General features: G+C 64.6%; 27 protein-coding genes and 1 pseudogene. 14 read left to right on the top strand and 14 right to left on the bottom strand.

Annotated features, from left to right (window positions below):
- Positions 1 to 2,896 (top strand): bifunctional proline dehydrogenase/L-glutamate gamma-semialdehyde dehydrogenase PutA (putA, locus tag WEA77_RS06815; RefSeq protein WP_368067118.1); only part of this gene is annotated, 2,896 nt, incomplete at its 5' end.
- Positions 2,897 to 2,910: 14 nt separating this feature from the next.
- The gene (locus WEA77_RS06810) at positions 2,911 to 3,789 is read left to right on the top strand and encodes a hypothetical protein (RefSeq protein ID WP_368067117.1); all 879 of its coding nucleotides are present in this window, start codon (positions 2,911 to 2,913) and stop codon (positions 3,787 to 3,789) included.
- 14 nt (positions 3,790 to 3,803) lie between these two features.
- Here WEA77_RS06810 and WEA77_RS06805 read toward each other — a convergent pair whose 3' ends face one another.
- Together WEA77_RS06805 and WEA77_RS06800 are read right to left on the bottom strand one after the other, a co-directional pair.
- Complete coding sequence (locus WEA77_RS06805; RefSeq protein WP_368067116.1) at positions 3,804 to 4,244, bottom strand: DUF6265 family protein; 441 nt, start codon at positions 4,242 to 4,244, stop codon at positions 3,804 to 3,806.
- The gene (locus WEA77_RS06800) at positions 4,241 to 4,558 is read right to left on the bottom strand and encodes a hypothetical protein (protein ID WP_368067115.1); all 318 of its coding nucleotides are present in this window, start codon (positions 4,556 to 4,558) and stop codon (positions 4,241 to 4,243) included. Before WEA77_RS06800 ends, WEA77_RS06805 begins: the two co-directional genes overlap by 4 nt.
- A gap of 57 nt (positions 4,559 to 4,615) precedes the next feature.
- On the opposite strand from WEA77_RS06800, the gene WEA77_RS06795 reads away from it, so the two are divergent.
- Positions 4,616 to 5,767 carry a serine hydrolase domain-containing protein gene (locus WEA77_RS06795; protein WP_368067114.1) on the top strand — a complete coding sequence of 384 codons (1,152 nt, stop codon included), beginning with the start codon at positions 4,616 to 4,618 and terminating at the stop codon, positions 5,765 to 5,767.
- 593 nt (positions 5,768 to 6,360) lie between these two features.
- Here WEA77_RS06795 and WEA77_RS06790 read toward each other — a convergent pair.
- On the bottom strand, positions 6,361 to 6,789 hold the full coding sequence (locus tag WEA77_RS06790; protein ID WP_368067113.1) for a PaaI family thioesterase: 429 nt from the start codon (positions 6,787 to 6,789) through the stop codon (positions 6,361 to 6,363).
- On the bottom strand, positions 6,786 to 7,265 hold the full coding sequence (locus WEA77_RS06785; RefSeq protein ID WP_368067112.1) for a PaaI family thioesterase: 480 nt from the start codon (positions 7,263 to 7,265) through the stop codon (positions 6,786 to 6,788). The genes WEA77_RS06790 and WEA77_RS06785 overlap by 4 nt, the downstream gene beginning before the upstream one ends.
- 99 nt (positions 7,266 to 7,364) lie before the next feature.
- Between WEA77_RS06785 and WEA77_RS06780 the strand changes: the two genes are divergently transcribed.
- The 4 genes from WEA77_RS06780 to WEA77_RS06765 are packed head-to-tail and all read left to right on the top strand — an operon-like array spanning position 7,365 to position 10,683.
- Positions 7,365 to 8,696 (top strand): flavin-containing monooxygenase, encoded by a 1,332-nt coding sequence (locus tag WEA77_RS06780; RefSeq protein WP_368067111.1) that lies wholly within the window; start codon positions 7,365 to 7,367, stop codon positions 8,694 to 8,696.
- Entirely contained in the window at positions 8,693 to 9,373 is a 681-nt protein-coding gene (locus tag WEA77_RS06775; protein WP_368067110.1) for a M23 family metallopeptidase, read from the top strand. Before WEA77_RS06780 ends, WEA77_RS06775 begins: the two co-directional genes overlap by 4 nt.
- A 21-nt stretch (positions 9,374 to 9,394) precedes the next feature.
- Positions 9,395 to 10,000, top strand: a complete 606-nt coding sequence (locus WEA77_RS06770) for a hypothetical protein (RefSeq protein WP_368067109.1) — start codon at positions 9,395 to 9,397, stop codon at positions 9,998 to 10,000.
- Entirely contained in the window at positions 9,997 to 10,683 is a 687-nt protein-coding gene (locus WEA77_RS06765) for a DUF6498-containing protein (RefSeq protein WP_368067108.1), read from the top strand. The genes WEA77_RS06770 and WEA77_RS06765 overlap by 4 nt, the downstream gene beginning before the upstream one ends.
- Before the next feature lie 33 nt (positions 10,684 to 10,716).
- On the opposite strand, the gene WEA77_RS06760 is transcribed toward WEA77_RS06765, so the two are convergent.
- Together WEA77_RS06760 and WEA77_RS06755 are read right to left on the bottom strand one after the other, a co-directional pair.
- Positions 10,717 to 11,187: a VOC family protein gene (locus tag WEA77_RS06760; protein WP_368067107.1), complete on the bottom strand. Its 471-nt coding sequence runs from the start codon at positions 11,185 to 11,187 to the stop codon at positions 10,717 to 10,719.
- 31 nt (positions 11,188 to 11,218) lie between these two features.
- Positions 11,219 to 11,563: pseudogene (locus WEA77_RS06755) on the bottom strand (ArsR/SmtB family transcription factor).
- Positions 11,564 to 11,739: 176 nt separating this feature from the next.
- On the opposite strand from WEA77_RS06755, the gene WEA77_RS06750 reads away from it, so the two are divergent.
- The 4 genes from WEA77_RS06750 to WEA77_RS06735 all read left to right on the top strand — a co-directional run bounded on the left by WEA77_RS06750 (position 11,740) and on the right by WEA77_RS06735 (position 15,179).
- On the top strand, positions 11,740 to 12,372 hold the full coding sequence (locus WEA77_RS06750; RefSeq protein WP_368067106.1) for a trimeric intracellular cation channel family protein: 633 nt from the start codon (positions 11,740 to 11,742) through the stop codon (positions 12,370 to 12,372).
- 70 nt (positions 12,373 to 12,442) lie between these two features.
- Positions 12,443 to 13,072 (top strand): TetR/AcrR family transcriptional regulator, encoded by a 630-nt coding sequence (locus WEA77_RS06745; protein ID WP_368067105.1) that lies wholly within the window; start codon positions 12,443 to 12,445, stop codon positions 13,070 to 13,072.
- Positions 13,073 to 13,161: 89 nt separating this feature from the next.
- Complete coding sequence (locus WEA77_RS06740) at positions 13,162 to 14,211, top strand: alpha/beta hydrolase (RefSeq protein WP_368067104.1); 1,050 nt, start codon at positions 13,162 to 13,164, stop codon at positions 14,209 to 14,211.
- Positions 14,208 to 15,179 carry an NADPH:quinone oxidoreductase family protein gene (locus WEA77_RS06735; protein ID WP_368067103.1) on the top strand — a complete coding sequence of 324 codons (972 nt, stop codon included), beginning with the start codon at positions 14,208 to 14,210 and terminating at the stop codon, positions 15,177 to 15,179. The genes WEA77_RS06740 and WEA77_RS06735 overlap by 4 nt, the downstream gene beginning before the upstream one ends.
- On the opposite strand, the gene WEA77_RS06730 is transcribed toward WEA77_RS06735, so the two are convergent.
- Both WEA77_RS06730 and WEA77_RS06725 read right to left on the bottom strand, forming a co-directional pair.
- Complete coding sequence (locus WEA77_RS06730; protein WP_368067102.1) at positions 15,180 to 16,160, bottom strand: hypothetical protein; 981 nt, start codon at positions 16,158 to 16,160, stop codon at positions 15,180 to 15,182.
- Positions 16,161 to 16,241: 81 nt separating this feature from the next.
- The gene (locus WEA77_RS06725; RefSeq protein WP_368067101.1) at positions 16,242 to 17,144 is read right to left on the bottom strand and encodes an SDR family oxidoreductase; all 903 of its coding nucleotides are present in this window, start codon (positions 17,142 to 17,144) and stop codon (positions 16,242 to 16,244) included.
- Positions 17,145 to 17,207: 63 nt separating this feature from the next.
- Between WEA77_RS06725 and WEA77_RS06720 the strand changes: the two genes are divergently transcribed.
- Together WEA77_RS06720 and WEA77_RS06715 are read left to right on the top strand one after the other, a co-directional pair.
- A complete protein-coding gene (locus WEA77_RS06720; protein ID WP_368067100.1) occupies positions 17,208 to 17,624 on the top strand; it encodes a DUF2147 domain-containing protein in 417 nt (138 codons plus the stop codon).
- Between the two features lie 62 nt (positions 17,625 to 17,686).
- Positions 17,687 to 18,724: an NADP-dependent oxidoreductase gene (locus tag WEA77_RS06715; RefSeq protein WP_368067099.1), complete on the top strand. Its 1,038-nt coding sequence runs from the start codon at positions 17,687 to 17,689 to the stop codon at positions 18,722 to 18,724.
- A 1-nt stretch (position 18,725) separates the two neighbouring features.
- Here WEA77_RS06715 and WEA77_RS06710 read toward each other — a convergent pair whose 3' ends face one another.
- Genes WEA77_RS06710 through WEA77_RS06695 form a run of 4 tightly spaced genes read right to left on the bottom strand, consistent with a single transcriptional unit; the run spans position 18,726 to position 22,187 of the window.
- Positions 18,726 to 19,085 (bottom strand): hypothetical protein, encoded by a 360-nt coding sequence (locus tag WEA77_RS06710; protein ID WP_368067098.1) that lies wholly within the window; start codon positions 19,083 to 19,085, stop codon positions 18,726 to 18,728.
- Entirely contained in the window at positions 19,078 to 20,256 is a 1,179-nt protein-coding gene (locus WEA77_RS06705) for a mechanosensitive ion channel family protein (RefSeq protein WP_368067097.1), read from the bottom strand. Before WEA77_RS06705 ends, WEA77_RS06710 begins: the two co-directional genes overlap by 8 nt.
- Positions 20,253 to 21,011: a hypothetical protein gene (locus WEA77_RS06700; RefSeq protein WP_368067096.1), complete on the bottom strand. Its 759-nt coding sequence runs from the start codon at positions 21,009 to 21,011 to the stop codon at positions 20,253 to 20,255. Before WEA77_RS06700 ends, WEA77_RS06705 begins: the two co-directional genes overlap by 4 nt.
- A 21-nt stretch (positions 21,012 to 21,032) precedes the next feature.
- The gene (locus WEA77_RS06695; protein WP_368067095.1) at positions 21,033 to 22,187 is read right to left on the bottom strand and encodes a trypsin-like serine protease; all 1,155 of its coding nucleotides are present in this window, start codon (positions 22,185 to 22,187) and stop codon (positions 21,033 to 21,035) included.
- A gap of 156 nt (positions 22,188 to 22,343) precedes the next feature.
- Between WEA77_RS06695 and WEA77_RS06690 the strand changes: the two genes are divergently transcribed.
- Positions 22,344 to 23,849, top strand: a complete 1,506-nt coding sequence (locus tag WEA77_RS06690; RefSeq protein ID WP_368067094.1) for a serine hydrolase domain-containing protein — start codon at positions 22,344 to 22,346, stop codon at positions 23,847 to 23,849.
- A gap of 18 nt (positions 23,850 to 23,867) precedes the next feature.
- Here WEA77_RS06690 and WEA77_RS06685 read toward each other — a convergent pair whose 3' ends face one another.
- Complete coding sequence (locus WEA77_RS06685; RefSeq protein ID WP_368067093.1) at positions 23,868 to 25,766, bottom strand: hypothetical protein; 1,899 nt, start codon at positions 25,764 to 25,766, stop codon at positions 23,868 to 23,870.
- Positions 25,767 to 25,877: 111 nt separating this feature from the next.
- On the bottom strand, positions 25,878 to 26,486 hold a 609-nt coding region (locus WEA77_RS06680; RefSeq protein ID WP_368067091.1), incomplete at its 5' end, for a hypothetical protein.

Genomic DNA, 26,486 nt, shown 5'->3' with positions numbered 1-26,486 from the left:
CGCCCTGATGTGCCTCGCCGAGGCGCTGCTGCGCGTGCCCGACGCAGCCACCCGCGATGACCTGATCGCCGAGAAGATCCGCTCCGGCAACTGGGGCGCTCACCAGGGCCAGTCGGACAGCTGGCTCGTCAATGCTTCCACCTGGGGCCTGATGCTCACCGGCCGCGTAATCGGCGCGCCGGAAACCGCGAAGAAAGGTCCCGCCGCATTCGTAGGCGGCCTCATCCGCCAGAGCGGCGAGCCGGTCATCCGCGCATCAATGATGCAGGCCATGCGCATCATGGGCGAACAATTCGTCCTTGGACGGACGGTCGAGGAAGCCCTAAAGCGCGCCCGCCGCATGGTCAAGTCCGGCGAGGCTGCACACTTCTCCTTCGACATGCTGGGGGAGGGCGCCCGCACTGAAGCCGACGCCGCCCGCTACTTCAAGGCTTATGAAGATGCCATTGGCGCCGTCGCCGCCGACAAGGACGCAAAACTCCCCCCCGAAGCCGCTAACGGCGTCTCAGTCAAACTCTCGGCTCTTCACCCGCGCTATCTCGCCGTGAAGGAAGCGCGTGTGATGGCAGAGCTCTATCCGAAAGTCCTCGCCCTCTGCCAGCAGGCCGCGAAGGCGAATATCGGCCTCTGCCTTGATGCCGAGGAAGCCCACCGCCTCGTCATCAGCCTCAGGATTTTCGAAAAACTCGTCCGCGAGCCGTCACTGGAAGGCTGGACCGGCCTCGGCCTTGCCGTGCAGGCCTATCAGAAGCGCGCGCTCGCCGTAATCGACCGTCTCGGCACGCTGGCGAATGTCACCGGCCGCCGCTTCATGGTCCGTCTCGTCAAGGGCGCCTACTGGGATAGCGAAATCAAGAATGCCCAGGTCGAAGGCTATCCGAACTTCCCGGTATTCACGACTAAACAGGGCACCGACGTTCACTACCTCGCCTGCGCGCGCGCCATGCTCGCCGCCGCGCCCGCTATTTATCCGTGCTTTGCTACGCACAACGCCCACACGCTCGCTGCCGTCGACCTGCTTGCCGGCGCCGCCGGTGTTTCGGACTTCGAGTTCCAGCGCCTGCATGGCATGGGCGAGCCGCTCTACGAGGCTGCCGAGGCGGGAACGCGTGTGCGCGTCTACGCCCCCGTCGGCGCCCACGAAGACCTGCTGCCCTATCTCGTCCGCCGCCTCCTCGAAAACGGCGCCAATACCAGCTTCGTCCATTCCTTCCTCGATGACGCCGTACCGCCCGAACAGGTCGTCACCGATCCCATTGCCAAGGTCGAAATTGGCCCGCGCCACCATCCGCGCATCCCCACGCCGCCCCGAATTTATGGCAGTGCACGGAGGAACTCCCTCGGCCACGATCTCAGCCAGTCGGGTGTGCGTGGCACGTTCGCGGCCGCCGTGAAGTCCTTGGACGACAACCCCGCCATCTCCGCCGGCCCCATCGTCTCGGGCGCTGCGATCACCGGCGGCGGCGAGTTGGTCCGCGGGCCCGCCGACCATTCCCGCGCACTCGGCACCGTCCTGGAAGCCGACGACGCCGCCATAAACGCCGCCCTCGATGCCGCAGCAGGCTACCAGCCAGCCTGGGACCGCCTCGGCGGCGCCAAACGCGCCGAATACCTGCACGCCATGGCCGACGCGATGGAAGCTGAAGCGCCCCGGCTCACCGCCATCATGGCGCGTGAGGCCGGCAAGACGCTGCCTGACGGTATCGCCGAAGTGCGCGAGGCGGTCGATTTCTGCCGCTACTACGCCCATCAGGCTGCGGAGGAGTTTGCCGCGCCCGTCCGCCTCCCGGGCCCGACCGGCGAGACCAACCATCTTTCCCTCCATGGCCGCGGTGTCTTCTGCTGCATCTCCCCATGGAACTTCCCCCTCGCCATCTTCACCGGGCAGGTTGTCGCCGCTCTCGCCGCCGGCAACACGGTCGCCGCCAAGCCCGCCGAGCAGACGCCCCTGATCGCCTTCGAAGCCGTCCGCCTCTTCCACAAGGCGGGCCTTCCAGTGCACGTGCTCCACCTTCTGCCAGGGCGCGGCGAAACCGTTGGCGCGCGGCTTACCTCAGATCTGCGCATCTCCGGCGTCTGCTTCACCGGCGGCACCTCCACCGCCCGCCTGATCAACCGCACGCTCGCGGGAAGGGACGGTCCCATCATCCCGCTCATCGCCGAAACCGGCGGCCTGAACGGCCTCTTCGTCGACACGACAGCCCTGCGCGAACAGGTCATCGATGACATGATTACCTCTGCCTTCGGCTCCGCCGGCCAGCGCTGCTCGGCCCTGCGTCTCGCCTTCCTGCCGAACGCTACCGCCGACACCCTGATCGAAGGGCTGATCGGTGCCATGAATGAGTTGAAGCTCGGCGATCCTGCCCTGCCGGACACTGATACCGGCCCGGTCATCGATGCCGAAACGCGCGGCCTGCTGGAGAAACACCTTGCCCGCATGAAAGGGGAGGCGAAACTCCTCCATCAGATCGATCCCGGCGCGCTGGCAACCAAAGGCACTGGTTTCGGCCCGGCCCTCGTGGAGCTCTCCTCCCTCGATCAGATCGTGGAGGAAACTTTCGGACCAGTGTTGCATATCCTGCGCTATGATCCCGATAACATTGCGGCTACCGGCGCCGCGCTGCATGCCAAGGGCTACGGCCTCACGCTCGGCATTCACTCGCGTCTCGAAAGCTTCCACGCCGCCGTCCGGGCCGCAATGCCTGCCGGCAACACCTATGTGAACCGCTCGATGATCGGCGCCGTCGTGGGCGTGCAACCCTTTGGCGGCGAAGGTCTGTCCGGTACTGGCCCCAAAGCAGGCGGCCCGCACTATCTCCATCGTTTCGCCACCGAACGGGTGGTAAGTGTCAACATCACCGCCCAGGGCGGCGACGCCGAACTGCTCAGCCTCTAGAAAGATACGCCCCCATGATCCGCCGTCTCGCTGCCGCCTCCCTCGCAACCCTGATCCTTGCCTCCTGCACGCCGGAAACGGCCGGCACGGCCGCCGCAACGGACCCGGCCGTGGATGTCGCCGGCGCTGCGGCTGCGCCGGCCGCACCGGAAGGCTTCGAACTCTCCACCACGCTCAAAAGCGACAACTACGAGGCCGCCGCCGAGATCGACCCCGCGATCCTCGCGTTCGATCCGGCCCTGGCCTGGCGTCTCTGGGCTCATGCCAGGGCGGAGCTTGATGCGCTGGCTGCATCGGCAGACGAGGGGCGCGAGATGGCGGACGAAGATGCTGCCGAAACCGGCAGCATGTCGTGGTTCAGGGGCTACACGCTGGACATCACCCACAAGGCCACCGGCGTCTTCGATGACGTGATCTCGGTCAGTGATTTCGTCGGCACTTATACCGGCGGCGCCCATCCGAACTATTTCCTCGGCGGCGGCGTCTACCGCCAGGGCGAGGAGGGGGGCCTTGCACTCTCCACCTTCATTGCCGATCCCGCCGCGTTCAACGAACTCGTCATCAAGGCCCTCGTGGAGGAAAAGATCGAACACGGTTTCGAGCCGTCCGAAACAGCCTCCATCGAATCCAGCCTGCGCGAGATACTTGTTCCGTCTGCGGAGATCCCGGAAGTATATGCGGGCCGTTTCGTGCTGGAGCCATCCACAGAAACTGGCAAGGCGGGCGGCATCAGCGTGATGTTCTCACCGTATGACATCGGCTCATATGCTGAGGGTTCCTACTACGCCACTATTGCCGCCGCAGACCTCGCCCCCATCCTCACTGAAGCCTGGTCAGGCCGCTTCGGCGGCCTGCCCGTCGTTGAAGAAGATGAGCCGGTTTCAGAAGAATAGGGAAGGCTCTCAGCCTAGCATTTGCGAAATTCCCAACTGACCGAACGCGCGCCGTTCATCAGTGAGATCGTGGCGCTCATGCGGCTGCCCTTGCGGGTGTAGACGATGCGCTGCGGGTAATCATGAGCAGCGTTCGCGAACGTCACGGTGCTCTTGCCGCGGCTCTCCTCTGTAAATTCCGAAGGCCCGAACCCGCTGGGATAAGCGTTGAAAACGGCCGGCGCGCCGCCATCGATGCGGCTCTGCTCGAATAAAGTCAGCGCGCCCGTTTCGTCAAAGGTCATCGCATACCCGAACAGGAACCCGGATTCCGGTTTCGACCAGACTTCCTTGTAGGTCTTATCCTGCGTGCGCCAGCACCCGGTCATCCATTTCAACCCCTCATCGGCATGCGCGGCAGGTGCGAGCGCAGCTGAGCTGGCCAGTAGCGAGAAGGCGATGAGTATCTGTTTCATTTGTCAACCATTGTGCAGCCGGTTTGATGGCCCGTGTTGCGGGCCTGTGAGGAGATGAGGCCGCCGAGCACGCTGGCACGGACGGTATCGCCTTGTTCTTTGAACGTAATCTGACTGAGGTCTGCAGTGAAGTCTGTGAGGCAGCTCTCCATTGGACGCCCAGCAACGAAACGGCATGAGCAAACCATCTTGGCGCCATAAGCGCTGGCGATCCGGGCAAAGGCGATCTGATCCTTGAGGAAGAATTGCCAAGCCAGCCCGCTCACAAGGCCGAGCACAAAAATCCCAATACCGAAGGCTTTGACGAGCTTCATATCCCGGTCCACAACAGCTTTTGTCAAAGCATAGCCAAAACGGGGGAGTGCGCCAGCGTGAAGTCAAAGATTCTTGGAGCGCTTGCAGCAGCCTCGGCGTGGGTTTTCAGCGTTGGTGCGCAAGGTCTGGCGCCGCTACCGGCGCAGCCCGAAGGCCTGGCCTTTCCCACGTCAGGCTGGGCGAGCGGGGAGCTGCCGCAGGGTTCGAAGGGCGCCGTCGAGGATCTCGTCGCCGAAGCGATGGGCAAGACGGCGAAAGACGTGATGGGCGAGACGCGCGGCCTCGTCATTGTCTGGCGCGGCAGGCTTGTTGCCGAAGCCTATGGAAAACACTTTACAAATGAAACAAGGCAAATCTCGTGGAGCATGGCGAAATCGGTCACGCAGGCCCTGGTGGGCGCTGCCATCACTGAGGGTGCGGACATACAGCTCGACGCCCCTATGCCATCGCCCTACACGCCCGCCAGCAAAGAGGCCGCGATTACCTGGCGCCAGTGGCTCTATGCTGTAGACGGGCTTGACTATCACGAACTCGACGGCGACCCGAACCCGGTGAAAAGCGATGTCGTACAGCTGATGTACGGGGACGGACGGTTCGATGCTCTTGGCTATGCGATGCGTGCCTTTCCGCTCCTGCATGTGCCCGGCACCTACTGGACCTATTCCACGCCTACATTCCACATGATTGGACGGGCCTTGCAGGTTACATTGGGAACTGAAGGCAAGCCGCAGGAGACCAAGGATGCGTTCGACCGGATCCTGTTTGACCAGATCGGCATGGACACGGTCGTCGAGTTCGATCCCAAGGGAACCTATCTCGGCGGCTCACTGGTCTGGGCCAGCGCGCGCGACTTCGCAAAGTTCGGCTACCTCTACCTGCGTGATGGCGTGTGGGAAGGAACGCGGGTTCTGCCCGAAGGATGGGTTGATTTCGCGCGCGCCCCTGGCCCGGCCACCAATACCAACGTCTATGGCGCGGGCTGGTGGATCATTCCAGAAAAAGGTCCGCTCACGCACAGGCAGAATGCGGACTCCGAGCCGCGTGACGCTTTTCACGCCGGGGGCCATGAAGGCCAGACGATCTGGATCGTCCCCAGCCGGGATCTTGTCATCGTTCGCCTTGGCCTGATGTCCAACGAAGGTGGGAACTGGCCTGCCCTCTATGAATGGAACCAGCGCGTCGCCCGGGCCTTTCCGTCCGAGAATTAGGAAGAGCTTGATCTACTCCGCCCGGCCCACATGGAGCGCTGCGAACTCCGTTTGAGCCGCCCTCCGGCCAACGTACGCGGCGCGGTAGCGCCGGTCGCCGTCAGAGCAAGACCCTCACGCTGCTGGGGGCACCGGAAAATCCGGCATCTAGGACACAGACCCCCGGCCTGCGCCCAGATCGCGCGTCCCTCTGCTACGCGTCACGAACATGGATTGCCATCATCCGGGTTTCGCCGAAAGCGACGAAGGGGACCCCGAAAACCATACAGAACAATCACTTCCGCCAGATCTCCTGCGCCCGGATCGGCGAACGCCGGCCCGCAAGCTCAAAAAACCCTGCGCCGTCTCAATCGGGCTGCGTGCGCCGCCGGCGTAATTTCTCCCGATCTGCCTGCCGGGCGCCGCACCGTACCGTCCGGTTGGCCCGGTGAAACGCGCCGGTATCGCAGCTCGCTTGAGGTGCAGGTGCGGCAAATGTGGCGCGTCCATAGCCAGGCCCATTCTTCTTCCGGTCAAAAGGAAGCCATCGCCGCGCAGGCTCAAACCCATCCTTACCCGGACGGCTCAGGAAGGTCCGGCACATCTCTTCGGCCCTAATCCTCCGCCACCATGAAATGCGCCACGATCGCCGACACCGGATCCGCCCGGTTCTCCTGCCATGCCTCAGCCCGCACCGACGCCATCCGGCGGCCGAGCTTCATCACATAAGCGCGCGCATACAGGTCCTTCGCATGGCCTTGCCGCAGATAGTCCACCGTGATGTTCATGGGCCGCGGCGGGCGCGGCTTGTCGGACACGAGGAAGACCTGCAGCATTGCCGTCAGCTCCAGGAAGGACGCAATCGCCCCGCCATGCAGCGCCCGGATCGCGATATTCCCGATAAGTTTCTCCTGGAAGGGCAGGATCGCTGTCATCTCGTCGCCCAGCACCTCGCAGCGCATGCCGAGGGTCTGCGCAAACGGGATGCGCTTCAGGATCGCATCGATTTCGTCTGCACGCGGATTTGTCAGTTCCGGGTTCATGGCTTGCTCCGCTTGCTGCCGAGGCGCGGCTTGTTGATGGCAAAGGTTCCGGCCGCTGTCGCGATCAGCTTGTCGCGCGTCTCGTGATAGGCCCAGGCCCGGGTGAAACAGACCGTGCGCGTCACATGATAGCATTCGGCCTCGCCGATGATGTCGCGGCGCGCATCGGCGGGGCGCATATAGTCGATGCGCAGGTCGATGGTGGCGACAAAGCGCATTTCGGTCATTGCCGAGGTGCAGGCCATGCCGCAGAGATTGTCGAGGAAGGTCGTGATCACGCCGCCATGGATCACGCCGGTTTCCGGGTCGCCCACCAGCTTCTCATGCCAGGGCTGGCGACCCCAGACGTGCCCGCGCTCGATGTTCGTGACCTGAAAGTTGACCTCATTCCCCCACGGCACCACTTGGCTCATCACCTGCGCGCTCTGCATCATCAGAGCGGCCATGTCAGGCACTTCCGGCTTATCTTCGCTCATGCAGTGCGGTCCGCTTTCGTGTTTGACGCCCAATTGAAGCCGGATAACATCACGCGGGACCCGTGGAAACGGGTTCGCGCAAGGTAAGGAGAGACCACCATGGCCTTTGACGCAGCGGCAAAGCCTAAAACCTGCATCATCGGGGCAGGCTGCTCGGGGTTCACGATGGCCAAGCGCCTGCAGGATCTCGGGCTACCCTATGACTGTTTCGAGAAGTCCGACAATGTCGGCGGCAACTGGTATTACAACAACCCCAACGGGGTCTCGTCCTGTTACCAGTCGCTGCACATCGACACCTCGAAATGGCGCCTTGCCTTCGAAGACTATCGCGTGCCCGCAGACTGGCCAGACTTCCCGCACCACGCGCAGCTCTGCCAGTATTTCAATGATTATGTCGATCATTTCGGCCTGCGCGAGACGATCACCTTCAACACGGCCGTTGAGGACGTCGCCGACCTGCCGGGCGGGCGCTACCTCGTGACGTTGTCGACCGGCGAGACGCGCGAGTACGACGCCGTCTGCGTCGCCAACGGACACCACTGGGACGCGCGGATGGCGATATATCCAGGCACGTTCAATGGCTATCAGGTCCATTCGCACCATTACCGCGATCCCTTCACGCCGTATGACTTCCGCGGCAAGCGCGTGATGATCGTCGGCGCCGGCAACTCGGCGATGGATATTTCCTCCGAGCTTTCCCAGCGCCCGCTGGCGGAGAAACTGTTCATCTCGATGCGGCGCGGCGTCTGGGTGTTGCCGAAATACATGGCCGGCAAGCCGGCCGACAAGGCCGTGCTGCCGCCATGGATGCCGCCGAAAATCGGCCGTGCACTGGCCAAGGCGAGTATCAAGAAGACTATCGGCAATATGGAAGATTACGGCTTACCGAAGCCGGACCATGAGCCACTGGACGGCCACCCCTCCGTGTCCGGAGAGTTCCTGACGCGCGTTGGCTGCGGCGACATCACGCCAAAGCCCGGCATCGAACGCCTCGACGAAGACTTCGTCATCTTCACTGACGGCACGCGCGAGAAGGTTGATGCCATCGTCTGGGCCACTGGCTACAACACGTCCTTCCCGTTTTTCAAGCAGGACGAACTGACCCCGAAAGACAACGTCTTCCCGCTCTATAAGCGCATGGTCCAGCCGGGCCGGGAGACGCTGTTTTTCCTTGGCCTCGCCCAGCCGCTGCCAACGCTGGTGAACTTTGCCGAGCAGCAATCGAAACTCGTCGTTGCCGCGCTGACGGGCCGCTATGCCTTTCCGCCTGCGGACGAAATGCGCCGGGTCACAGATGAAGATGAAGAGACCTATCTCGGCCACTTCTATGACAGCCCGCGCCACCGCATGCAGGTCGATTTCTTCGCCTACTGCAAGGACCTGATGAAGGAGGTTGAGCGCGGCGCAAAGCGGGTGAAGGTCAGCGTGTGAAGCAACGCGTCGGGTGGCTGCTGGTGGCACTGCTGATGCTGGGCGCCTGCGCGTCGCAGCCGGCACCCGTGATCGTCTATGGCCCCCCGGTGGATTACGGCCCGCCGGGCGATATCCGCAATCCGCCGCAGGGTCCGTTCCAGCCGAATGCCTATCTGCGCCTGTGTCCCGGCATGGGTGTCTCGAATGCGCCCGCCCATGACAGCGAGCGATGGATCACCGGTTATAAGCCGGTGATCCTGGTCGGGCAGGTGGTCGTGGTCACCGCTCCGGTCAATGATGTCTGCCTCTCCTCCGGCTTCGGCCTGCGAGGCAGCCGCATGCACGAGGGCATCGACCTGGCCAGCCGCCCGCCCGGCACGATACATGCGGCGGCACCCGGCCGGGTGATCGAGGCCCGCAACTCCTCCGGCTACGGATTGCAGGTCCTTATCGACCATGGCCACGGCGTCTACACCCGCTATGCCCACCTCGACAGCTTTGACCCCGGCCTGACCCTTGGCGGCGCCATCGGCTTCGGCCAGCCGGTAGGGCAGATGGGCGCCACTGGCAATGCCGAAGCCCCGCACCTTCATTTCGAGCTGCTGACCGGCGACTACAGCAATTCCCGCGGCTCCAAGGGCCTCACGCCCAACGATCCTTTTGCCTTCCCAGCCTACGATTATCTGGGCTATTGAACCGCGGGAAGGAATTTACTGATGCATCGCCGCACACTTGCTGACGCCCGGCGCCTTGCCCTGACACTGGCCCTGACGCTGGCCTCTGCCGGCCTGCTGGCGGCCTGCGCCTGCTTCCCGGACCGGGCGCCGGCCTATGGCGCACCGACCGCGGCGCAGGCGGGTAGCTTCGGCGCGCTCACCGGCCTCGTCGGCAAGACCTGGCGCAGCGAGCCGGTCGCCGAAGGCGAGACCGGCCCGGCCGACATCTCGGCCTGGAGCTGGGACCTCGGCGGCCGCGTGATGGTCAACCGCCATGCCCTCGAAGACCGCTCCTACGGCGGCGTCACCTATGTCTACGAGAACGGCCAGACCGGCAGCCTCGACTATGTCTATGTCACCAGCGCCGGCTTCCATACGACCGGCACCTTCGTACTCGGCGATGACGGCAGCTGGACTGCCGAAGAAGCGGTGACCGGGCATGACACGATCACGCGCGTGCGCTCCACCGGGCGGCTGACGCCCGAGGGCACGATGACGATGACGTCCGAATATTTCGCGAAGGGCGAATGGTCGCCGGGCCGCAATGTTGTCTATGCTTCGGTGGACGCCGATATCCCGAAGATCACCGGCAGGCTCGCCGAATGACGTCGCGCTTCATCGACCCGTTCGAGGTCGCCCGCGCCTACCGCGATCCCCTGTCCTGGGCCAGCCTCGCGGTCGACCTGGTGCCGGTCATCGCGGTGATTGCCTTCGGCTGGAGCGCTACCCCGCTGGTTGCGCTCTACTGGCTCGAGAATCTCGTCATCGGGCTGTTCACCATCGCCCGCATGCTCGGCTCCGCCATCGGGAACCTTCTGAACCTTGCTGCGGCGCTGTTCATGGGCCCGTTTTTTTTCGTCCACTACGGTATATTTTGCTACGTACACGGAGTATTTCTGCATGCCTTTGAAGCCGACGGCGGAGACCTGCCCGGTCCGCAGGGGCTGATCGCCTGGGCGGCCGGTACGGCGCCGGAGATGCTCTGGTTCGTCGGCGCGATCGTGCTGGTGAACCTCGCCTTCCTCGCCATCGATTATTTCGGGCGCGGTGAATACCGGACCAGTAATCCGGGTGCGCAGATGTTCCAGCCCTATGGGCGTATCGTGACGCTCCACGTGGCGATCATCCTCGGAGCAGGCCTTGCCTTCGCGCTGAACGAGCCGCTGCTGGGTGTGCTGCTGCTGATCCTCATCCGTGTGGTGTTCGGCGTGGTACTGACCGTGCTGCGCCGGCGCAAACGGGATGCGCGGGTTGAGGCGGTGGCCAGTGTTCTGGATGATGATGCGTGAGGGGCAGTGCCGCCGGAGCGGCTCCGCAATGGGTCAGCCGCAGCAGGCGCGCAGGGCCGCAGCCGCAGGCGCCGGGATCGCCATGCCGGTGGGCGTCGAGGCGAGGCGCGCATCCTCCGTGACCGGGCCGCCGCCATATACGGCGCTCTCGCCGGTTGTGTGGAAGACTTCCCAGGCGACCCCCGCCGGATCATTGATCCAGCTCTTCGCGGATTGGGCGTAGCAACAGGTCGTCGCCCCTTCCACGAGCACCGGCGCATCGGCGGATTTAAGGCGCGCATGAACTTCGCGCAGTTCGTCATCCGTATCGGCCTGGATGGCGAGATGCTCAACGCCGGGCCTGGCGCCGCGTGCGCTGATCGCGAAGTTAAGGCGCGGATCGTCGAGCATCAATTCCGCATCGTCGGGCTTGGTGACGGCCGGGCCTGCAGCAAACAGGGTCGAGCAGAACCGGGTCGCCTGGACGAGGTCATCGGCGGCGACATGGACATGCAGGCGTTTCATGGGAGGGGTTCTTTCAGGGGGGGCGCATAAATCAGGATCCGCAACAGGCGGACGTTCTGGCAGCAACAAGCACGGGCTCGTGGATCTCGGCGCGGCCCTGGCAGCAGTCCTCCATCAGGTAGATGATCAGATCACTGATGGTATCGTAGCTGGCGAAGTAGGCGATGGAACGCCCTCGCCGCTCGCTGCGCACGAGGCCGGCCTGCGAGAGGAGGGTGAGCTGCGCGCAAAGCGTGTTCTGCACCGTGCCGAGGGCGGCAGCGATCTCGCCCGCCGGCAGGCCTTCATGGCCGGCGCGGACGAGCAGGCGGAACACCGCGAGACGGCCTTCCTGGGCGAGGGCGGAGAGTTGCTAGACGGCGGCTTTTATTTCCATATATCCAGATAAATAGAAATGCTTGGGGAATCTCAACCGCGATTTTTCGGGGGTTGAGGAAATGCGCTGGCCGGGAGGGGCCATGCCGCCACCGGGTGGGCCTAAGAGGCCCGAGGTCAGCTCACCCATGCGCCTGCGAAGCTTCACGGGCGCCGCGGTCCATGAGATTAGCAGCCATGAACACGATCCTAATCCTCGACTATGCCGGCATTGCCGTATTCGCCGCGACCGGCGCGCTGGCGGCGTCGCGCAAGCAGGTCGACATTATCGGTTTCCTGTTTTTCGCGTCGGTCACCGGCATCGGCGGCGGCACGGTGCGCGACCTGATCCTTGATGTGCCGGTGTTCTGGGTGGTTAACCCCGACTACCTGCTGATCTGCGTGGTGACAGCGGTGCTCGTCTACTTCACGGCCCACCTGTTCGAGTCGCGCTACAAGCTTCTGCTCTGGCTCGATGCCGCGGGGCTGGCGGCCTATTGTGTTTTCGGCGCCTGGAAGGCCTACAGCGTGACCGGTTCGCCGGTGATTGCGGTGGTGATGGGAGTGATCACGGCGAGTTTCGGCGGAATCCTGCGCGACCAGATGGCCGGCGAGCCAAACATCCTGCTGCAACGGGAAATCTACATCACGGCGGCGCTGGCAGGCGCGGCGGCCTATACGGGCCTCGCGATGGCGGGCCTGCCGGTGATGGCGGCGGCGCTGCCGGCCGCACTGGCAGCGTTCGCCATCCGGGGCGGGGCAATGAAATTCGGCTGGTCCTTCCCGCCTTACAAGGGCAGGCCCGGCCGCAAGCCGGAAGATATTACGTGACATTACAAAGTTGACGCCTCGTGACGCCTCGTGCAGGGTGAAAACCGGAGCGCGTACAGGGCAATACCAAATGGCAGATACCGGGGCAGACACAGCCACCAGCGGCAAACGCGCAAATACCAAGGCGGCAAACCGCCGGGCCATACTCACCGCGGCGCGGCGGGTATTCGCGCTGATCGGCTATGAGGCCACCACGGTGCGCGACATCATCCGCGAAACGAACCTCGCCTCGGGTACCTTCTACAATTACTTCAAGTCCAAGGAAGAAGTGTTCCAGGCGATCGCCGAGGACTCGACCCACCGGTTCCGGGCGCACCTGTCGGAGGTGCGGGCGCGGTCCAATTCTCTGGAAGACTATATCGAGCACGCTTTCCGCGCCTATTTCAGCTTCATCGCCCGCGAGAACGAAGAGGCCATCAAGGCCGGCGCGCCCCACCTGGCGCTGATGGGCGTGCGTGTCGATACGCCGGAAATGCTGGCCGTGGCCGAGGAAATCCGGGCCGACCTCGAGAAGACCCTGGCGGGCGAAACAGCAGCCGGCCTCGACCTGGAGTATCTGACCGCCGCCGCCATCGGCATTGCGCGCGAGATGGGCGACTGCATGCTGCAGCGCCGCCCCGTGGATGTGGAGGGCGCGACCAGGTTTGCGTCAGGCCTCGTGCTGGCGGGCGGCCGGGCGATGATGCAGCGCCGGGACTAGCCTTCCGAAACTCCCCCCGCGACACCCCTTGGCGGCGCACTGAAAGCGGCCCATCATCCAGTTTCCGAGACTACAGGAAATTTGCCGCCATGAGCTTGCAGCGCGTCCTTGCCAAGACTTTTTCGAACCTGTCCGGCAGCCTGATCGTCCGCATTTCGGGAGGCTCGCCCCTGACCGTGGGAGGACGCACACTGGAGCCGCAGTTGCAGATGATCGCCTGGACCGGACGCACTGCGCCGCCCCTGTCCAGCCTGCCGGCCGAGGCTGTTCAGGAAGGCGTGAAGGCGCAGTTTGCACTGCTGGCCGACCTCCCGGGCATGACCACCAGTTTTGCGGCCGTTAATATTCCGGGTCCGGACGGAAACACGATCCCGGCGCGCTTGTACCGGCCGACTTCGCAGGACCCGCGCCATCCGGTCATCGTCTATTTTCACATGGGCGGCGGTGTTGTCGGTGATCTCGACACCTGTCATTTCTGGTGCACCCTGCTGGCACAGGGCGCGCAGGCACCGGTCCTGTCGGTAGACTACCGGCTGGCGCCGCAGCACATTTTCCCGGCGGGCCTGAACGATTGTATCGCAGCCTATCGCTGGGCGGTCGAACGGGCCGCCCAGTTCGGCGCGCTGCCCGGCAAGGCGGCGGTCGGCGGCGACAGCATGGGCGGTAATTTTTCTGCTATCATCAGCCAGCAGATGAAACGCGAGGGCGGTCCCCTCCCGGCTTTCCAGCTGCTGATCTATCCTGCCATCGATATCTCCCGGGATTATCCGTCGAAGAAAGCCTTCTCAAAGACCTTTTCCCTGAGCCAGGACACGATGGACTGGTTCATGAAACAATACCTGCCGGAAGGCTTGGATCACCGCGACCTGCGTGTCTCGCCGGGCCAGGAGACGGACCTCTCCGGCCTGCCGCCGGCGGTGGTGATCACCGCCGGGCATGATCCGCTGTCGGACGAGGGTGACGAGTATGCGGCGCGTCTGAAGTCAGCCGGTGTGCCAGTGATGCACAAGCGATACGACGCGCTGGCGCATGCCTTCACCGCGTTCACCTATATCTCTCCCGGTTCGCGCGCAGCCTGCAAGGAGATTGCCGAAATGGTGCACGACATGTTCGCAAAGGCGGCGCGGGTGCCGGCATGAAAGCGCTCGTCTGCTCGGCGCTTGCGCCTGACTATGCCGGTGTGGCGCTGGAAGAGCGGGACCTGCCGGAGCCAGGCCCCGGCGAAGTCCGTGTCCGGATCAAGGCGGCCAGCCTGAACTTCCCGGACCTGCTGATGACCGAAGGCAAGTACCAGCTGAAACCGGAGCTGCCTTTCGTGCTGGGCATGGAATTTTCCGGCGCCGTGGACGCGCTGGGAGCCGGGGTCAGTGGATTTGCCGTGGGCGACGCAGTCGTCGGCGGCAACCGGATCGGGGCCTTTGCGGAATGCGCCGTCGTGCCGGCGGCGGGGCTGCGCAGGAAGCCGGAGGCGATCAGCTTTGCGGCTGCCGCGTCTTACGGCGCCGCTTATCTGACGGCTTATGTCGCGCTGGTGCGGCGCGGAAACCTGCAGCCCGGCGAGACATTGTTAGTGCACGGCGCGAGCGGCGGCGTGGGTCTTGCGGCCGTGGATGCGGGGCGGCTGCTCGGTGCAAAGGTGATCGCGACCTCGGCGTCCGAAGCCAAGCGCAAGATCCTCGCCGAGTACGGCGCCGATCATGTGCTGCCCGACAAGGGGTTCCGAGAGGCGGTGAAGGAACTCACCGGCGGGCGCGGCGCCGACGTGATCTACGACCCCGTCGGCGGTGACGTGTTCGACGAGAGTGTGCGCTGCATCGCCTTCGACGGCCGCCTGCTGATCATCGGCTTCACGTCAGGGCGGATACCATCTGTGACCGTCAACATGCCGTTGATCAAGGGCTTCTCCGTAGTCGGCGTGCGGGCCGGCGAGTATGGCCGTCAGTTTCCGGAGCGGGGCCGCGAGAACTCGGCAGCGATCTGGAAATGGGCGCAAGAGGGCAGGGTACATCCGCGCATCCATGCCGAAGTGCCATTGGCAGGCTGGCGCCGCGCCTTCGAGATGATGCGTTCGCGGGAGGTTGTCGGCAAGGTTGCGATCGTGATGTGATCAGAGCCGGTAGTTGATCGACTTCGACGCGTCGCAGAACTCCTCAAGCTCGCCGAGCGCGATCCGCTCCATCTGGGGTACCACTTCGTCGAGCATGCCGCCGCGCTCAATGCGGCGTTCGACTTCCGAGATGTCTTCGCGGTAGCGCACGAAGCGCGCGGCTGAAGGATCGGTCAGCGAGGTGCTGTCGAGCACGGTTTTCGAAATCGACAGCACGAAGGCCGAAGTCGCGAGGAAATCGACCCAGGCGCTGATCTCGACACCCGGCACGGTCTTGGCGATCAGCGAAAGGAGCACGAGGCAGGCGCCGGAGAAGTAAAGAATGTCCGCCGCCGAGTGGAAGATGCGGCGGTTCTCGCGCAGTCGGTGCAACTCGGCGGCGGCATATCGGTCCTGATAGAGCAGGCGCAGTTCGCGGAAAGCGGTCATCGCCTCGCCGGTGATGTCGGGATTGGCCGGGCCGGGGCCGGGCGCCGGGACGATTACGCACTTCTCTGGGACGAACGCCTCAAAGATCGAGATGCCCATATTCAGTTCGCTTTCGAGCCGGGCGAGTTCGACCGCCGTCAGTTGGCGCGCGCGGACGGCAAGCTCGGCTTCGTCGCGCGCGGTGGCGGCGAGGGCATACATCTGGAACTTGATCGAGCGCAGGCGCTCGCAGGCAAACCGGTTGACGAGCCAGCGGCTCTTCACCTGCGCGACCAGCGAATAGATCTGCGCGGTGATGCCCGCTGCGGCGGCCATGGCGGCGAGGATGCTGACGACCTGGTTACTGGCACCCTTGAAGAGGAGCGCCTCGGCGATGGTGTAGATGGCGCTGCCGGCGATCAGCACCATCGAGATCAGACCGAGCAGATGGAACCACTTCTTGCCCGAGACCGATAGCGCCTCATGGCGCATGAACGCGGTCTCGACGGCTTCGTTCTTCAGGAGGGGCGTGATGTTGGGGAAACGCTCAAGCATCGCCGGCGTTGGGAACATATCCCGGTTCTGTTCCTGCATGCCCTACCCCCGCCAAGCTGGCCGCCGCCCTCGTTTGCAGAGGGCGGAGCGGCAACCTGCTTATACGGTTCGTTTCGCCTTGTCCTGTGCGTTCGTGGCTTCGATGGCGTTGCGGGCAGCTTCCCATTGCTCGTCGCCCCAGGCGGTGAGCATGGCGAAGTTGCCGCCGGAGGCGTTGTACATGGCGCCGTCGATGGCGATGGTCTGACCGTTGATGTATTCGGCGCCGGGCGCCATCAGCAGCACGGCGAGGTTGACCAGTTCGTGCATCTCGCCGACGCGGCCCATGGGGTTGGCAACGCCGCGTTCCATCCGCTCGGCGCCGTCGGCGTCAGGCGAGAGGCGTTTCGACATGCCCTCGGTCGGAAAGGGGCCGGGGGCGATGGCGTTGAAGCGCAGGTCATAGCGGCCCCACTCGACGGCGAGGGATTGCGTCATCGTGTTGACGGCGGCTTTCGACATGGCGGAAGGCACGACAAACGGGCCGCCGTTCCAGATCCAGGTGGTGAGGATGGAGCAGACGCTGCCGCGCTGCTTGTCCTTGATCCAGCGCTTGCCGATGTCCTGCGTCATGTAGAACGTGCCGCGGAAGACGATGTTGGAGATGGCATCGAAGCCGCGGATCGAGAGGTCTTCCGTGCGGCTGATGAAGTTGCCGGCGGCGTTGTTGATGAGGCCGGTCAGGGGGCCGTGCTTCGCCCAGATCTCGTCGTTCATGTCCGTGATCGCCTGGGCGACGCGGATGTCGCAGGCGTGGGGCACGACTTTGCCACCATGCTTGCCCATCAGTTCGCCAGCCGTCTCCTCGCACACGCCGCCGCGCCGGCCGCAAATGTGGACTTCGGCGCCGAGTTTCAGAAACCCTTCGGCCATTTCCTTGCCAAGGCCGGTGCCGCCGCCCGTGACGAGGATGCGTTCGCCCTTCATCAGGCCGTCCTTGAACATGAGTTTTGAAGTGTCCATTGGTCTCTCCCTGTCGACGATCTATGTGATTCACCTATAATGCGTCTTTCTGCGGAGACATCCATGAAACGAATGATCCTTTCGGCTGCCCTCGCGTCAGCATTTTGCGGCACAGCGTCGGCCGATCCATTCGATGTGTTTGGCAAATTCGTGCTGCCTGAGGGCGACTCCCACGTCCAGATTTCCGATTGCGGCAACGGCTCGCCTTGCGGAAAGATCGTCTGGATCAAGGCCGAAGACCTGCCGCCGGGACAGACAGCTAACGAGATCACCAATGACAAGGGCGAGAAGATTCTCGGCTACAGGCTGCTGCAGGGGTTTGATCGCAAGGCCAGGGACTGGCGCGGCGGCAAGATCCACGACCCGATGGAACACAAGACCTATGATTCGCGCCTGAAACGGCTGACGGACGGCTCGCTTGAAGTCAAAGGCTGCGTTGGCCCGGTCTGCCAGACGCAAATCTGGAAACCGGTGTCCTAGCGTCGCTGCTTGCCTTGGCCGGTGTTTGGCGCATGCTCGCGCAATAACCATGGGAGGAAACGATGGCTGAGACCAATCGGCGCTGGCTGCTGGAGAAGCGGCCGCAGGGCAATATCAAGGATTCTGATTTCCGGCTCGACGAGGGCCCGGTGCCGCAACCCGGCGAGGGCGAATTCCTGGTGCGGGTGACCGACCTGTCGTTTGACCCAACCCAGCGCGGCTGGCTCGCGGCGGATACCTATCTGCCGGCGGTGAAGATCGGCGCGCCGGTGCGTGCGGGCGCGGTCGGGCAGGTCATCAGGTCGAACCATCCGGACTTCCAGCCGGGGCAGATGGTTCAGGGTACCTTCGGCTGGCAGGAATATGTGGTCACCAGGGGCATGACCGAGACAGGGCCTGTGGCGCCGGTGCGCAAGGGCATCACGCCGGAACAGGCCCTCGGCGTGTTCGGCGTGACCGGGCTGACGGCCTGGTTCGGGTTCACGGATGTGGGCCAGCCCAAGGCGGGCGACACGGTACTGGTCTCCGGCGCGGCCGGCGCGACGGGTTCGGTGGTCGTGCAGGTGGCGCGGGCACTCGGTTGCAAGGTCATTGGCATTGCCGGCGGGCCGGACAAGTGCCGCTGGGTGACGGAAGTTGCAGGCGCTGACTATTGCATCGACTACAAGCGCGAGAATGTCGCCGCCGTAATCAAGGCGCACGCGCCGAAAGGCGTCAATGTGGTGTTCGAGAATGTCGGCGGCGATATCCTTGAAGCTGCGCTGATGAACCTGGCCCTCCGGGCACGGATCGTCCTGTGCGGCGGTATCTCGTCCTACAATGCCGAAGACCTCAGCCAGATGCAGGGCCTTCGCAGCTATATGCAGCTGACTGTGATGCGCGCGCGGATGGAGGGCTTCATCATCCTCGACTATGCGCCGCGCTGGGGCGAAGGTGTGGCAGCGCTGTCGAAGCTGATCGCCGAGGGCAAGCTGAAGACGCTGGAGGATGTGCAGCACGGGTTCGAGAATTGCCCGGCGACGTTGCGCCGCCTGTTCGAGGGCAAGAACCTCGGCAAGCAGTTGCTGAAGCTGACGGAGCCGCCGCTGCCGGTCGCCTAGATCACTTGCGGAAGGGCATCCGCGCGAGCCGCCAGATGGCCCAGATGGGCAGCACGACGACCGCGCCTGCGAGCGCTGGCTTCCAGAAGCTTTCGAGCGCCCAGCCGATGGCGGTGAAGGCGCGGTGGATGATCGCAGTGAAAGCCCCGCCGATATCGAATGTGGTGGCGCCCGGCGCATAGTCGAAGGCGAGGACGAAAAAGCCGACCAGCGTGCTGATAACGAACAGGCGCAGCGCCTGCCCGATGCTCAGGCTGAAAGCGCGCGCGACGAAGGGTTTGCGAGGCAGGGTCTCGGACGGGACTGCCACCGGCAGCGCGGCGGGCGGAACGTCTTCCGGGCGGGGAGGGGTGTCATTCATCGTCGCTTGTGGGGTATCCGCGCACCGTGCCGTGCTGGCTGAAATCCGGTGCCTTCGGCGGCGGCTTCTGCTTGCCCTCGTAAGCATACTCGACCTGCGTCGGGAACGGGATGGTGATGCCCTGCGCGTCGAAGGCCTGCTTGATAACCTTGATGAGGTCCGCCTTTACCTGCACGAAATCCGGCGTCGCGACCCAGGCCCGCAGGCGCAGTTCGATCGACCAGTCGGCAAGATTGTGCACACCCGCCCATGTGCCGAGATGCTTCAGCACGGCTGGGTGCGCGTCGGCGGTCGTGATCATCACCTCCAGCGCCTTGTCGAGATCATCGTCATAGGAGACCGTAAAGAAGAGGTCGAGGCGGCGGCGCGGTTCGCGCGTATGATTGACCAGCGGTGAGCCCCAGACCTTATCATTGGTGATCGAGACGATCTTGTTGTCAATTTGGCGCATCGAGGTGGTGAAGGGCGTGATGTCGGTGACGGTGCCGTCGAGCCCGGCGAGCGTCACGAAATCACCGATCCGGAACGGCCGGAAGATGGCGAGCATGACACCGGCGGCCACCGATTTCAGCGTATCCTGAAGCGCAAGGCCGATGGCGAGACCGGCGGCGCCCAGCACGGCGGCCAGCGAGGCGGCCGGAAACCCGAGCTGCGACAGCGCGAAGACGATGGCGATCGCGAAGATGATGTACTTGATCAGCGAGGCGGAGAAGGCGATCAGCGTATCGTCGGCGCCGGAATGGGCCTGCGCCTGCGCGCCGAAGCGGCGCAGCGAGCGCGACACGGCATTGGCGACCACGAAGGCGATCACCAGGATCATCACGGCGCCGATGGCGCCGGGTCCGCGCTCGTTGACGAGGCTGCGCCAGTCATAGCCCGCAACGCCGAGTGGCAGTGGCATCATAAGGATGAAGGCAAAGAACCGAGCCGTGGAGGCGGCAAGGTCCCATGAAGTGCTTGTGAACTCCTGGTCCTTCGGCGTCATGCGTTTGCCGATGAACAAGATCACCCAGCGCAGCAGCGAGGAGACCAGCCAGATCAACGCCACCGACACGAGGACGAGGCCCCACTTCACCAGGTTCGGCCAGATGGTGGCCAGCCAGGCGGGCCAGGTCGAAGTGTCAAGGCCAAGGAGGAGCGCGGCGGGCATGGGGATCGTGAATTCGGTCATGACGCTGATCTAGAGCGCTTCGGCGGCCGCGTCACCCGCACCAGCAGGATTGTCGCAGTGCCCAGCGCCGCCATGATGGCGATCAGGTGCATCTCGGTGCGCAGCCAGTTGTTGAGCACGACGCCGAGAAGGCCCCAGCCAAGCGCGGCGAAAAACCAGAGGCTGCGGCTGATGCGCGAGGCGAAGAGGGCGGCGGCGATGGCGGCGACGGCGAAGGTAGTCCAGAACATCGGCCATGGCAGGTCGGTCGGGGCAAGGCCCGTGAACGTGCGGATCGTCAGCGGCACCGAGATGGCGGTCGCCACGCCGATCCATCCGGCAAGCAGGCCGGAGGCGGCGTCGGCGAGGCGGAAGGTCAGCCTGCCCGCCTCGAAATCCCGCAGGCTTTCGGCGCGCGAGGCCGCCTTCCAGGCGGCGGCGAAGATCGGCGCCAGCAGCAGGAAGTTCAGCGGCTGGGAGACGATCAGCTGGGCGCTCAGCATCCAGACGACATTCGCTGCGCCTGCGACCAGCATCGGCCAGCCGACACGCGCATACCAGGCGGCCGGGCGAAGGATGCCCGCAAGGCCGAACCCGGCATAGGCGAGAAAGATCAGGCCCCAGATCGCGAAGAAAGCCGGCAGAGGCTGCTCCGGGGCATCGGTACTGGCGGTATCGGCGCCGATCGGAGTGCCGATGCCGAGCGGGGCGAGCGCGCCGGACAGCGGTTGCAGGATGCCGAACAGCAGGATCAGCCAGGGCAGCGCGCGGGTCATGGCGATCCTTTTCGGGCCGGCCTAGTTGCAGGCGTCCGGCTGAGCCTCGCAGAAGGCGATGACCGCATCGATCCAGCCAGTATAGCCCTGCAGGTTGGTGAAGCGTCCGTTGTATTCGCCGGCGCAGAACTGGCCGGTCGCGCGGTTCTGTTCGACCACGGACAGAATGCCGACAACGGTTTTGGTGCCGTCAGCCTTGGAGACATAGAGCGGGCCGCCCGAGTCGCCGATGCAGGGACCGGCGCCGCCATGGCTGGCGACCGCGATAGCGGCCGGGCCAACCGCCGTGATCTTGAGCGCCGACATCAGGAGGTCGTTCGACAGGTGTCCGCTGAATTGCGTAAGGCCCCATCCGGCCATCTCGCCGGTGGGGTAATTGGCGGGCGCCAGCGGCTTCGCGGTTGCGCTTGTCCGGGCAACCGGCACGCTGGCAAGCTCGGAGGCCTGTTCCGGCGAGAGGCGCAGCAAGGCAATGTCGTTAGAATAGGCATTGTCCGTACCCAGATAACCGCCATGGCAGATGGCGGACGAGGCGGCGGTTATACGGGCTGCCGGGCTGCGCAGGTTGGCCGCGTCGCCGATCACGCGCAGTTCATCATACGGCTGGTCGACACAGTGTGCCGCTGTCAGGAACCAGTTGGCCCGGATGCGCACTGCGCTGCAATGGCCGCTGGCGACGGTGCCGGTGGGTTCAGTGCGGCGCGGTTCCAGCTTGACGATGCCGGGGAAGGCCGCGAGCGGAGCGGCGAGCGCGTTGACCACCTGGATGCCGGCGACCGGCTCGTCCAGCTGCGTGGCGCCGGCCACCGAGGCCACGGTCGGCGTCGGAGCGGCGCCCTCGGGAAGCGCGCAGCGGGCCGCGTTGAGAAGCGCGAGGGACGGACGGACGGCCGCTGCGCCGATCGCAGCCATACCGGCAGGATCGGCCAGCACGGCGGCGTCGCTGCCGGGTTCCGGCGCATCGCGGTCAACCGTGGGTGTTTCGCCTTCCGGTGGCTCGATCGTGCCGGAGATCGGCTCCATCACTGCTGGCTCGGCGGCAGGCTCGGCCGTCTCGTTCGCCGCTGCCGGCGCCGCAACCTCCACCGCTTCGCCGGCGCCGGGCAGGCGCACCAGATCGCAGGCGGGCAGAAGGGCAGCAAAACTGGCCGCAGCCAGCAGATGAACGCGTTTCATGGAACTCAGCTTCCCTTCTGAAAGTCCGTTGTATTAAGGCTGGCCGCCGGGGCGGGGTCAAGGCGGCGGCCATTAAGCTTCGGGAAACTGTGGCGGCGGGGTTGCCCCAAGGGATGCGGCGCCTATCCTGCCCGTAAACACCGGAGACATGACACGATGCGTACCCTTCGCGCGGCCGCCGTTGCCCTCACCCTCAGCCTTCCCTGCCTGATGTCCGCCGCCCAGGAAGGTGGCACGACAGACGAGCTGCAATCGGCCCTGTCGGCCGGCTGGAAGGCCACGTTCACCTGCTCCGGCCTTTTCGTCGCGGGCCAGACCCTGCAGGAAATTGAGCGCAACGAACTCTCCGGCATCTACCCGGACTATCAGCGTAGCTATGATGCGCTTCCGGCCGCCGTAATCGACGAGACGCGCAAGCTGGTGTCGGTGACCTATGCGCCGTCTATGCCGCCGCGCATGGCCGCCTATCGCCCCGGCTTCGGCTGCACGCAGTTGCCGGTGGGCGCCGAGGAGGAGGCGCTCGGCTTTCTGCCGCGCTTTGCCTCCTGGCCGACGCCCCCGGAGCAGGACCGGGGCAGCGCCATCGGCTCGAACGTCAGGATCGAGCTGAAGATCGAGGAAGCCGAGCGCCTCGACGCGCCGGTCTCGGCGGCGTTTGACGAGTTCACCTATGGCGGCGGCACGCGCACCGCTTCGGTGATCGTCGTGCGCGACGGGCAGGTCGTGGCGGAGCGCTATGACCGGGGCATCGACCACGAGACGCCGGTGCGCACCTGGTCCGCAGCCAAATCGCTGACCGCTACGCTGATCGGCGCGGCGCGCCGTCAGGGCCTTGTCGACATCGACTATCCGGCCGTGATTTCCGAATGGAACAGGGGCGCTGATCCGCGCCGCAAGATCACCCTGCGCAATCTCTTGCACATGGCGAGCGGGCTCGACAGCGGGACCACGGGGTCGCGCACCGACCGCCTGTATTTCGCCGGTGCACTCACCGTCGATGCAGCAGCCAGGAACTCGCTGGAAGTGAAACCCGGCGCGCGGTTCAAGTATGCAAACAATGACACGCTGATCGCAATGCGCGGCCTGCGCGAGGCGATGAAGGACGACAACAAGTTCCACCGGTTCCCGTATGAATCGTTGCTGCACAAAATCGGCGCAATGCGCACGACGCTGGAAATCGACTGGAACGGAGATTTCATCTCCTCCAGCCAGGTCTGGGCGACGGGCCGCGACCTGGCCCGAATTGGCCAGCTTCACCTGCAGGACGGAATGTGGGGCAATCAGCGCCTGCTGCCGGAGGGCTGGGTGCAGTTCGTCCGTACACCCGCTCCGGCGCAGCCAGCCAGCGGCCCGGGCTATGGCGCGCAATTCTGGCTGATGAATGCGTCTGCCGGCGTGCCGGAAGACACTTACTACGCCGCCGGCAACCGGGGCCAGTACATCGTCATCATCCCGGCACTTAACACCGTGATCGTGCGCCAGGGCTTTGACATGATCGGCGGCGCGCAATTCGACATCAACCGCTTCACGGCAGACCTCGTGGTTGCACTCAACGCGGCGGATGCCTCGCGTGCGTTAGATAGGGCTGCCAGCGAGGCCGCCAGCGCAGCGGAGGCCGCCGCCGCTGAAGAGCGTGGCCGCCGAAAACTGATCCAGCGCTAAGCCCTTAGGCGGACGAGGTCAGGGCGAGCCTGCCGCCGTCTCGCCAGCGGCGGGCGGCGTGTGCGTCATCGACACGCCGAGCAGGGCGACGAGTTCGGCCGGACCCGGCGCTTCGGCCATGCCGGCGGTTTCGTCCGGCGCGAGGTCCGCGGCGGCCAGGGCGCGCTCCGGCGCGAGTTTCACTTCGAATGTGCCGCCCGAGATAATGAACTTCGACAGGCTGGAAATCCAGCCCGTCGCCTGCGGCAATTCCTGACTTACCGCGCCGCTGGCGAACATCAGCATGCCGGAAGCAAACATCCGCACGGTCTCCGGCGTCGAGTTGGCGAAATTGCCCAGCATTGGATCGCTCTCGCCGCTGATCTTGGCGATCTCGATGGTCAGTCCCGCGACCGCGTCCAGGAGGCCGGTATCGGTCAGGCTGTAGTGGCCGCCGGAGAAGGCGAAGCGTGATGTGAAGATGTCGCGCAGCAAGGCGTTGTCCGGCGACCAGCCATCAATGCCGAAGGCGGGGACGAGATCGGCATAGGTGGGCAGGCGTATGTCGAAGCGGATATCATCCGTATAGAGACCATCTGAGATACTGCTGCCTTCGATCAGGGCCTCGCCTGTTTCGCTGTCCCAGCTGAGCAGGAAGCTTCCATCGCCGGATAGTTTGCCAAGCCCTGTGCGGTCCATGATGCCGATGATCTCCACGAGGCTCGGCTCGCCCTCGGCGGTCGCAGTCATTTCGAGATCGATCTCGGCGGCCCATTTCATGATCTCGGAAAAATCGAAGGCCGCATCCTCGTGCTTGACCAGGATGCGCTCCGGCAGGAACCAGACGAACTGGTCGGCGGAAATGTCGAGACGGCCGATTTCCATCACTGGCTTGCCGCCGAAATCGAAGCTCATGCCGGCCAGCGAATAAGTGCCGAAGCTCCAGAGTTTGCGCTCGGTGATCGGGGGCATCTCGCCCCGCTCGCCGTATTCCAGCAGCTTGCTGAACTTCAGGCCCGTCCAGGCGCCGTAGTCCAGCCCGCCCGATATCTCTATGGCACCTGCCGGGGCAGTGGGACCGTCTGCCGCTGCGTCCATTGCCGCCACCGCGACAGTGCCGGAAAAGACCGCGCCGCTCTGGATCGCCGAAGCGATGTCGCCGCGGTCATAGCCTTCAATGATCTGCCGGGGATAGCGAGCCACCACTGTGCCGGCCGCGCCGCTCTCGGTCACCGTCTGACTGATTGAGGTGTCAACCAGGGCGCTGCTTTCCAGTGAGAAGCTGCGCGCCAGGGCAGAAAGCAGGCGGATCGCGGCGAGGCCGTCCTCCTGGTCTTCGACCTCAGTGTGGGTCCAGGGGTGCAGCGTGAAGCCGTTGAAGATCATCCGTCCGACGCTCATTTTGGCATCGCTGTAGATGATGTCCGGCGACGCGGCTCCGGCCCCGGCATCCGGCATGGCTGGCGTCACCGCGTCACCGACCGCGTTGGAATAGTCTGTCAGGTCCAGTTTGATGCCGGAGATCTCCATCCGGTCAAACAGGCGAACCGTCTCGCCGAGGCGCTGGCCCGACAGGCGCGACACCAGCGCGCTGGTATCGGCGTTCCAGACGAGGAGTTCGTCAGCCGTAAACAGGGTCATCGGGTCATCGCCGAGGATCTCGACGCTGAGGCCCGACAGGCGCGCCGCGCCGGTGCCCGGATCTGTTCCGGACGCCGCATAGGAAATGCGCGCCATACCGGCGAGCGCGGAATTGAGTTGCTCAATATCGAAGATGGAGCCGCGCGCGGCGGGCCGCGCTTCGAGGCGCGCCATCAGGCTGTCGGTCGAGAGCAGCGCGGGCGCCGGCGGGGCGGGCTCCGCGATCACCTGAAAGGAGGGCGATACCGCCAGAACGACAGATAGCGCGGCCGCGCGCATACGAACGAACAAGGACATCCCAGGTCTCCCCCAAATCGGTATTTCCAGCCCCACCTCTAGAAGGCAACGATCAGGGTGTTCAAGTTGTGAAATGCCGAGGGTGAACGCAAGCTGAGCGTGCCTGCGCGGCTAGGGCGCCCCGAAGCCAGAAGCCGTCAGCGCCTTCACGTTGGTGATGCGGCGCGTCTCCATCTGGTCCAGCGACTTCATCATCGCCGAGCCTTTGAGGTCGAAAGCGAAGGAGGTGATGTGCGTGCGCCCGTCCGGAAGAGGCTTGCAGGCAACCTTCAGATTCAACCGGTCGACCTTGGCGACCGGCGCCGGCTTGAACGCCTTCGGCGCGGCCATTTCATAGGACAGGATGCCGCCGGTGGCCTTGTCGATCACCGCCGTGGCGTCGAGGAACTTGTAGGCGCTCGCGGCCTGGCCTTTCTGCTCGCCGGGCAGGGGCGTGAAGCTGAACGTGGCGGTCTGCCCGGTTTCCGATGTCCGCTTGGCATCCGCCGGGATATTCGCGGCGAAGCTGCTGCACCAGATATCGCCGGCCGCGCTCGCGACCAGTTTGTCAGCCTTTTTCGCCGTATCGCCCTTCAGCGTCGTGCGGGCAGGCGAGAAGTCCACTACCCGCTCGCCCTTCGGTTTGCTGAGGTCGACTTTCATCACGAACCGGTCGGCGCCGTCGTTATAGTCGAGGTCATACACATAGAGCGGGCCCTCCTTAGACATGGCTTTGGCCTT

The sequence above is a fragment of the Hyphomonas sp. genome (genome assembly GCF_040882205.1).
Lineage (GTDB): Bacteria > Pseudomonadota > Alphaproteobacteria > Caulobacterales > Hyphomonadaceae > Hyphomonas.
Note: the sequence above shows the minus strand (reverse complement) of the source record. Positions and strands in the feature narration are given on the sequence as shown.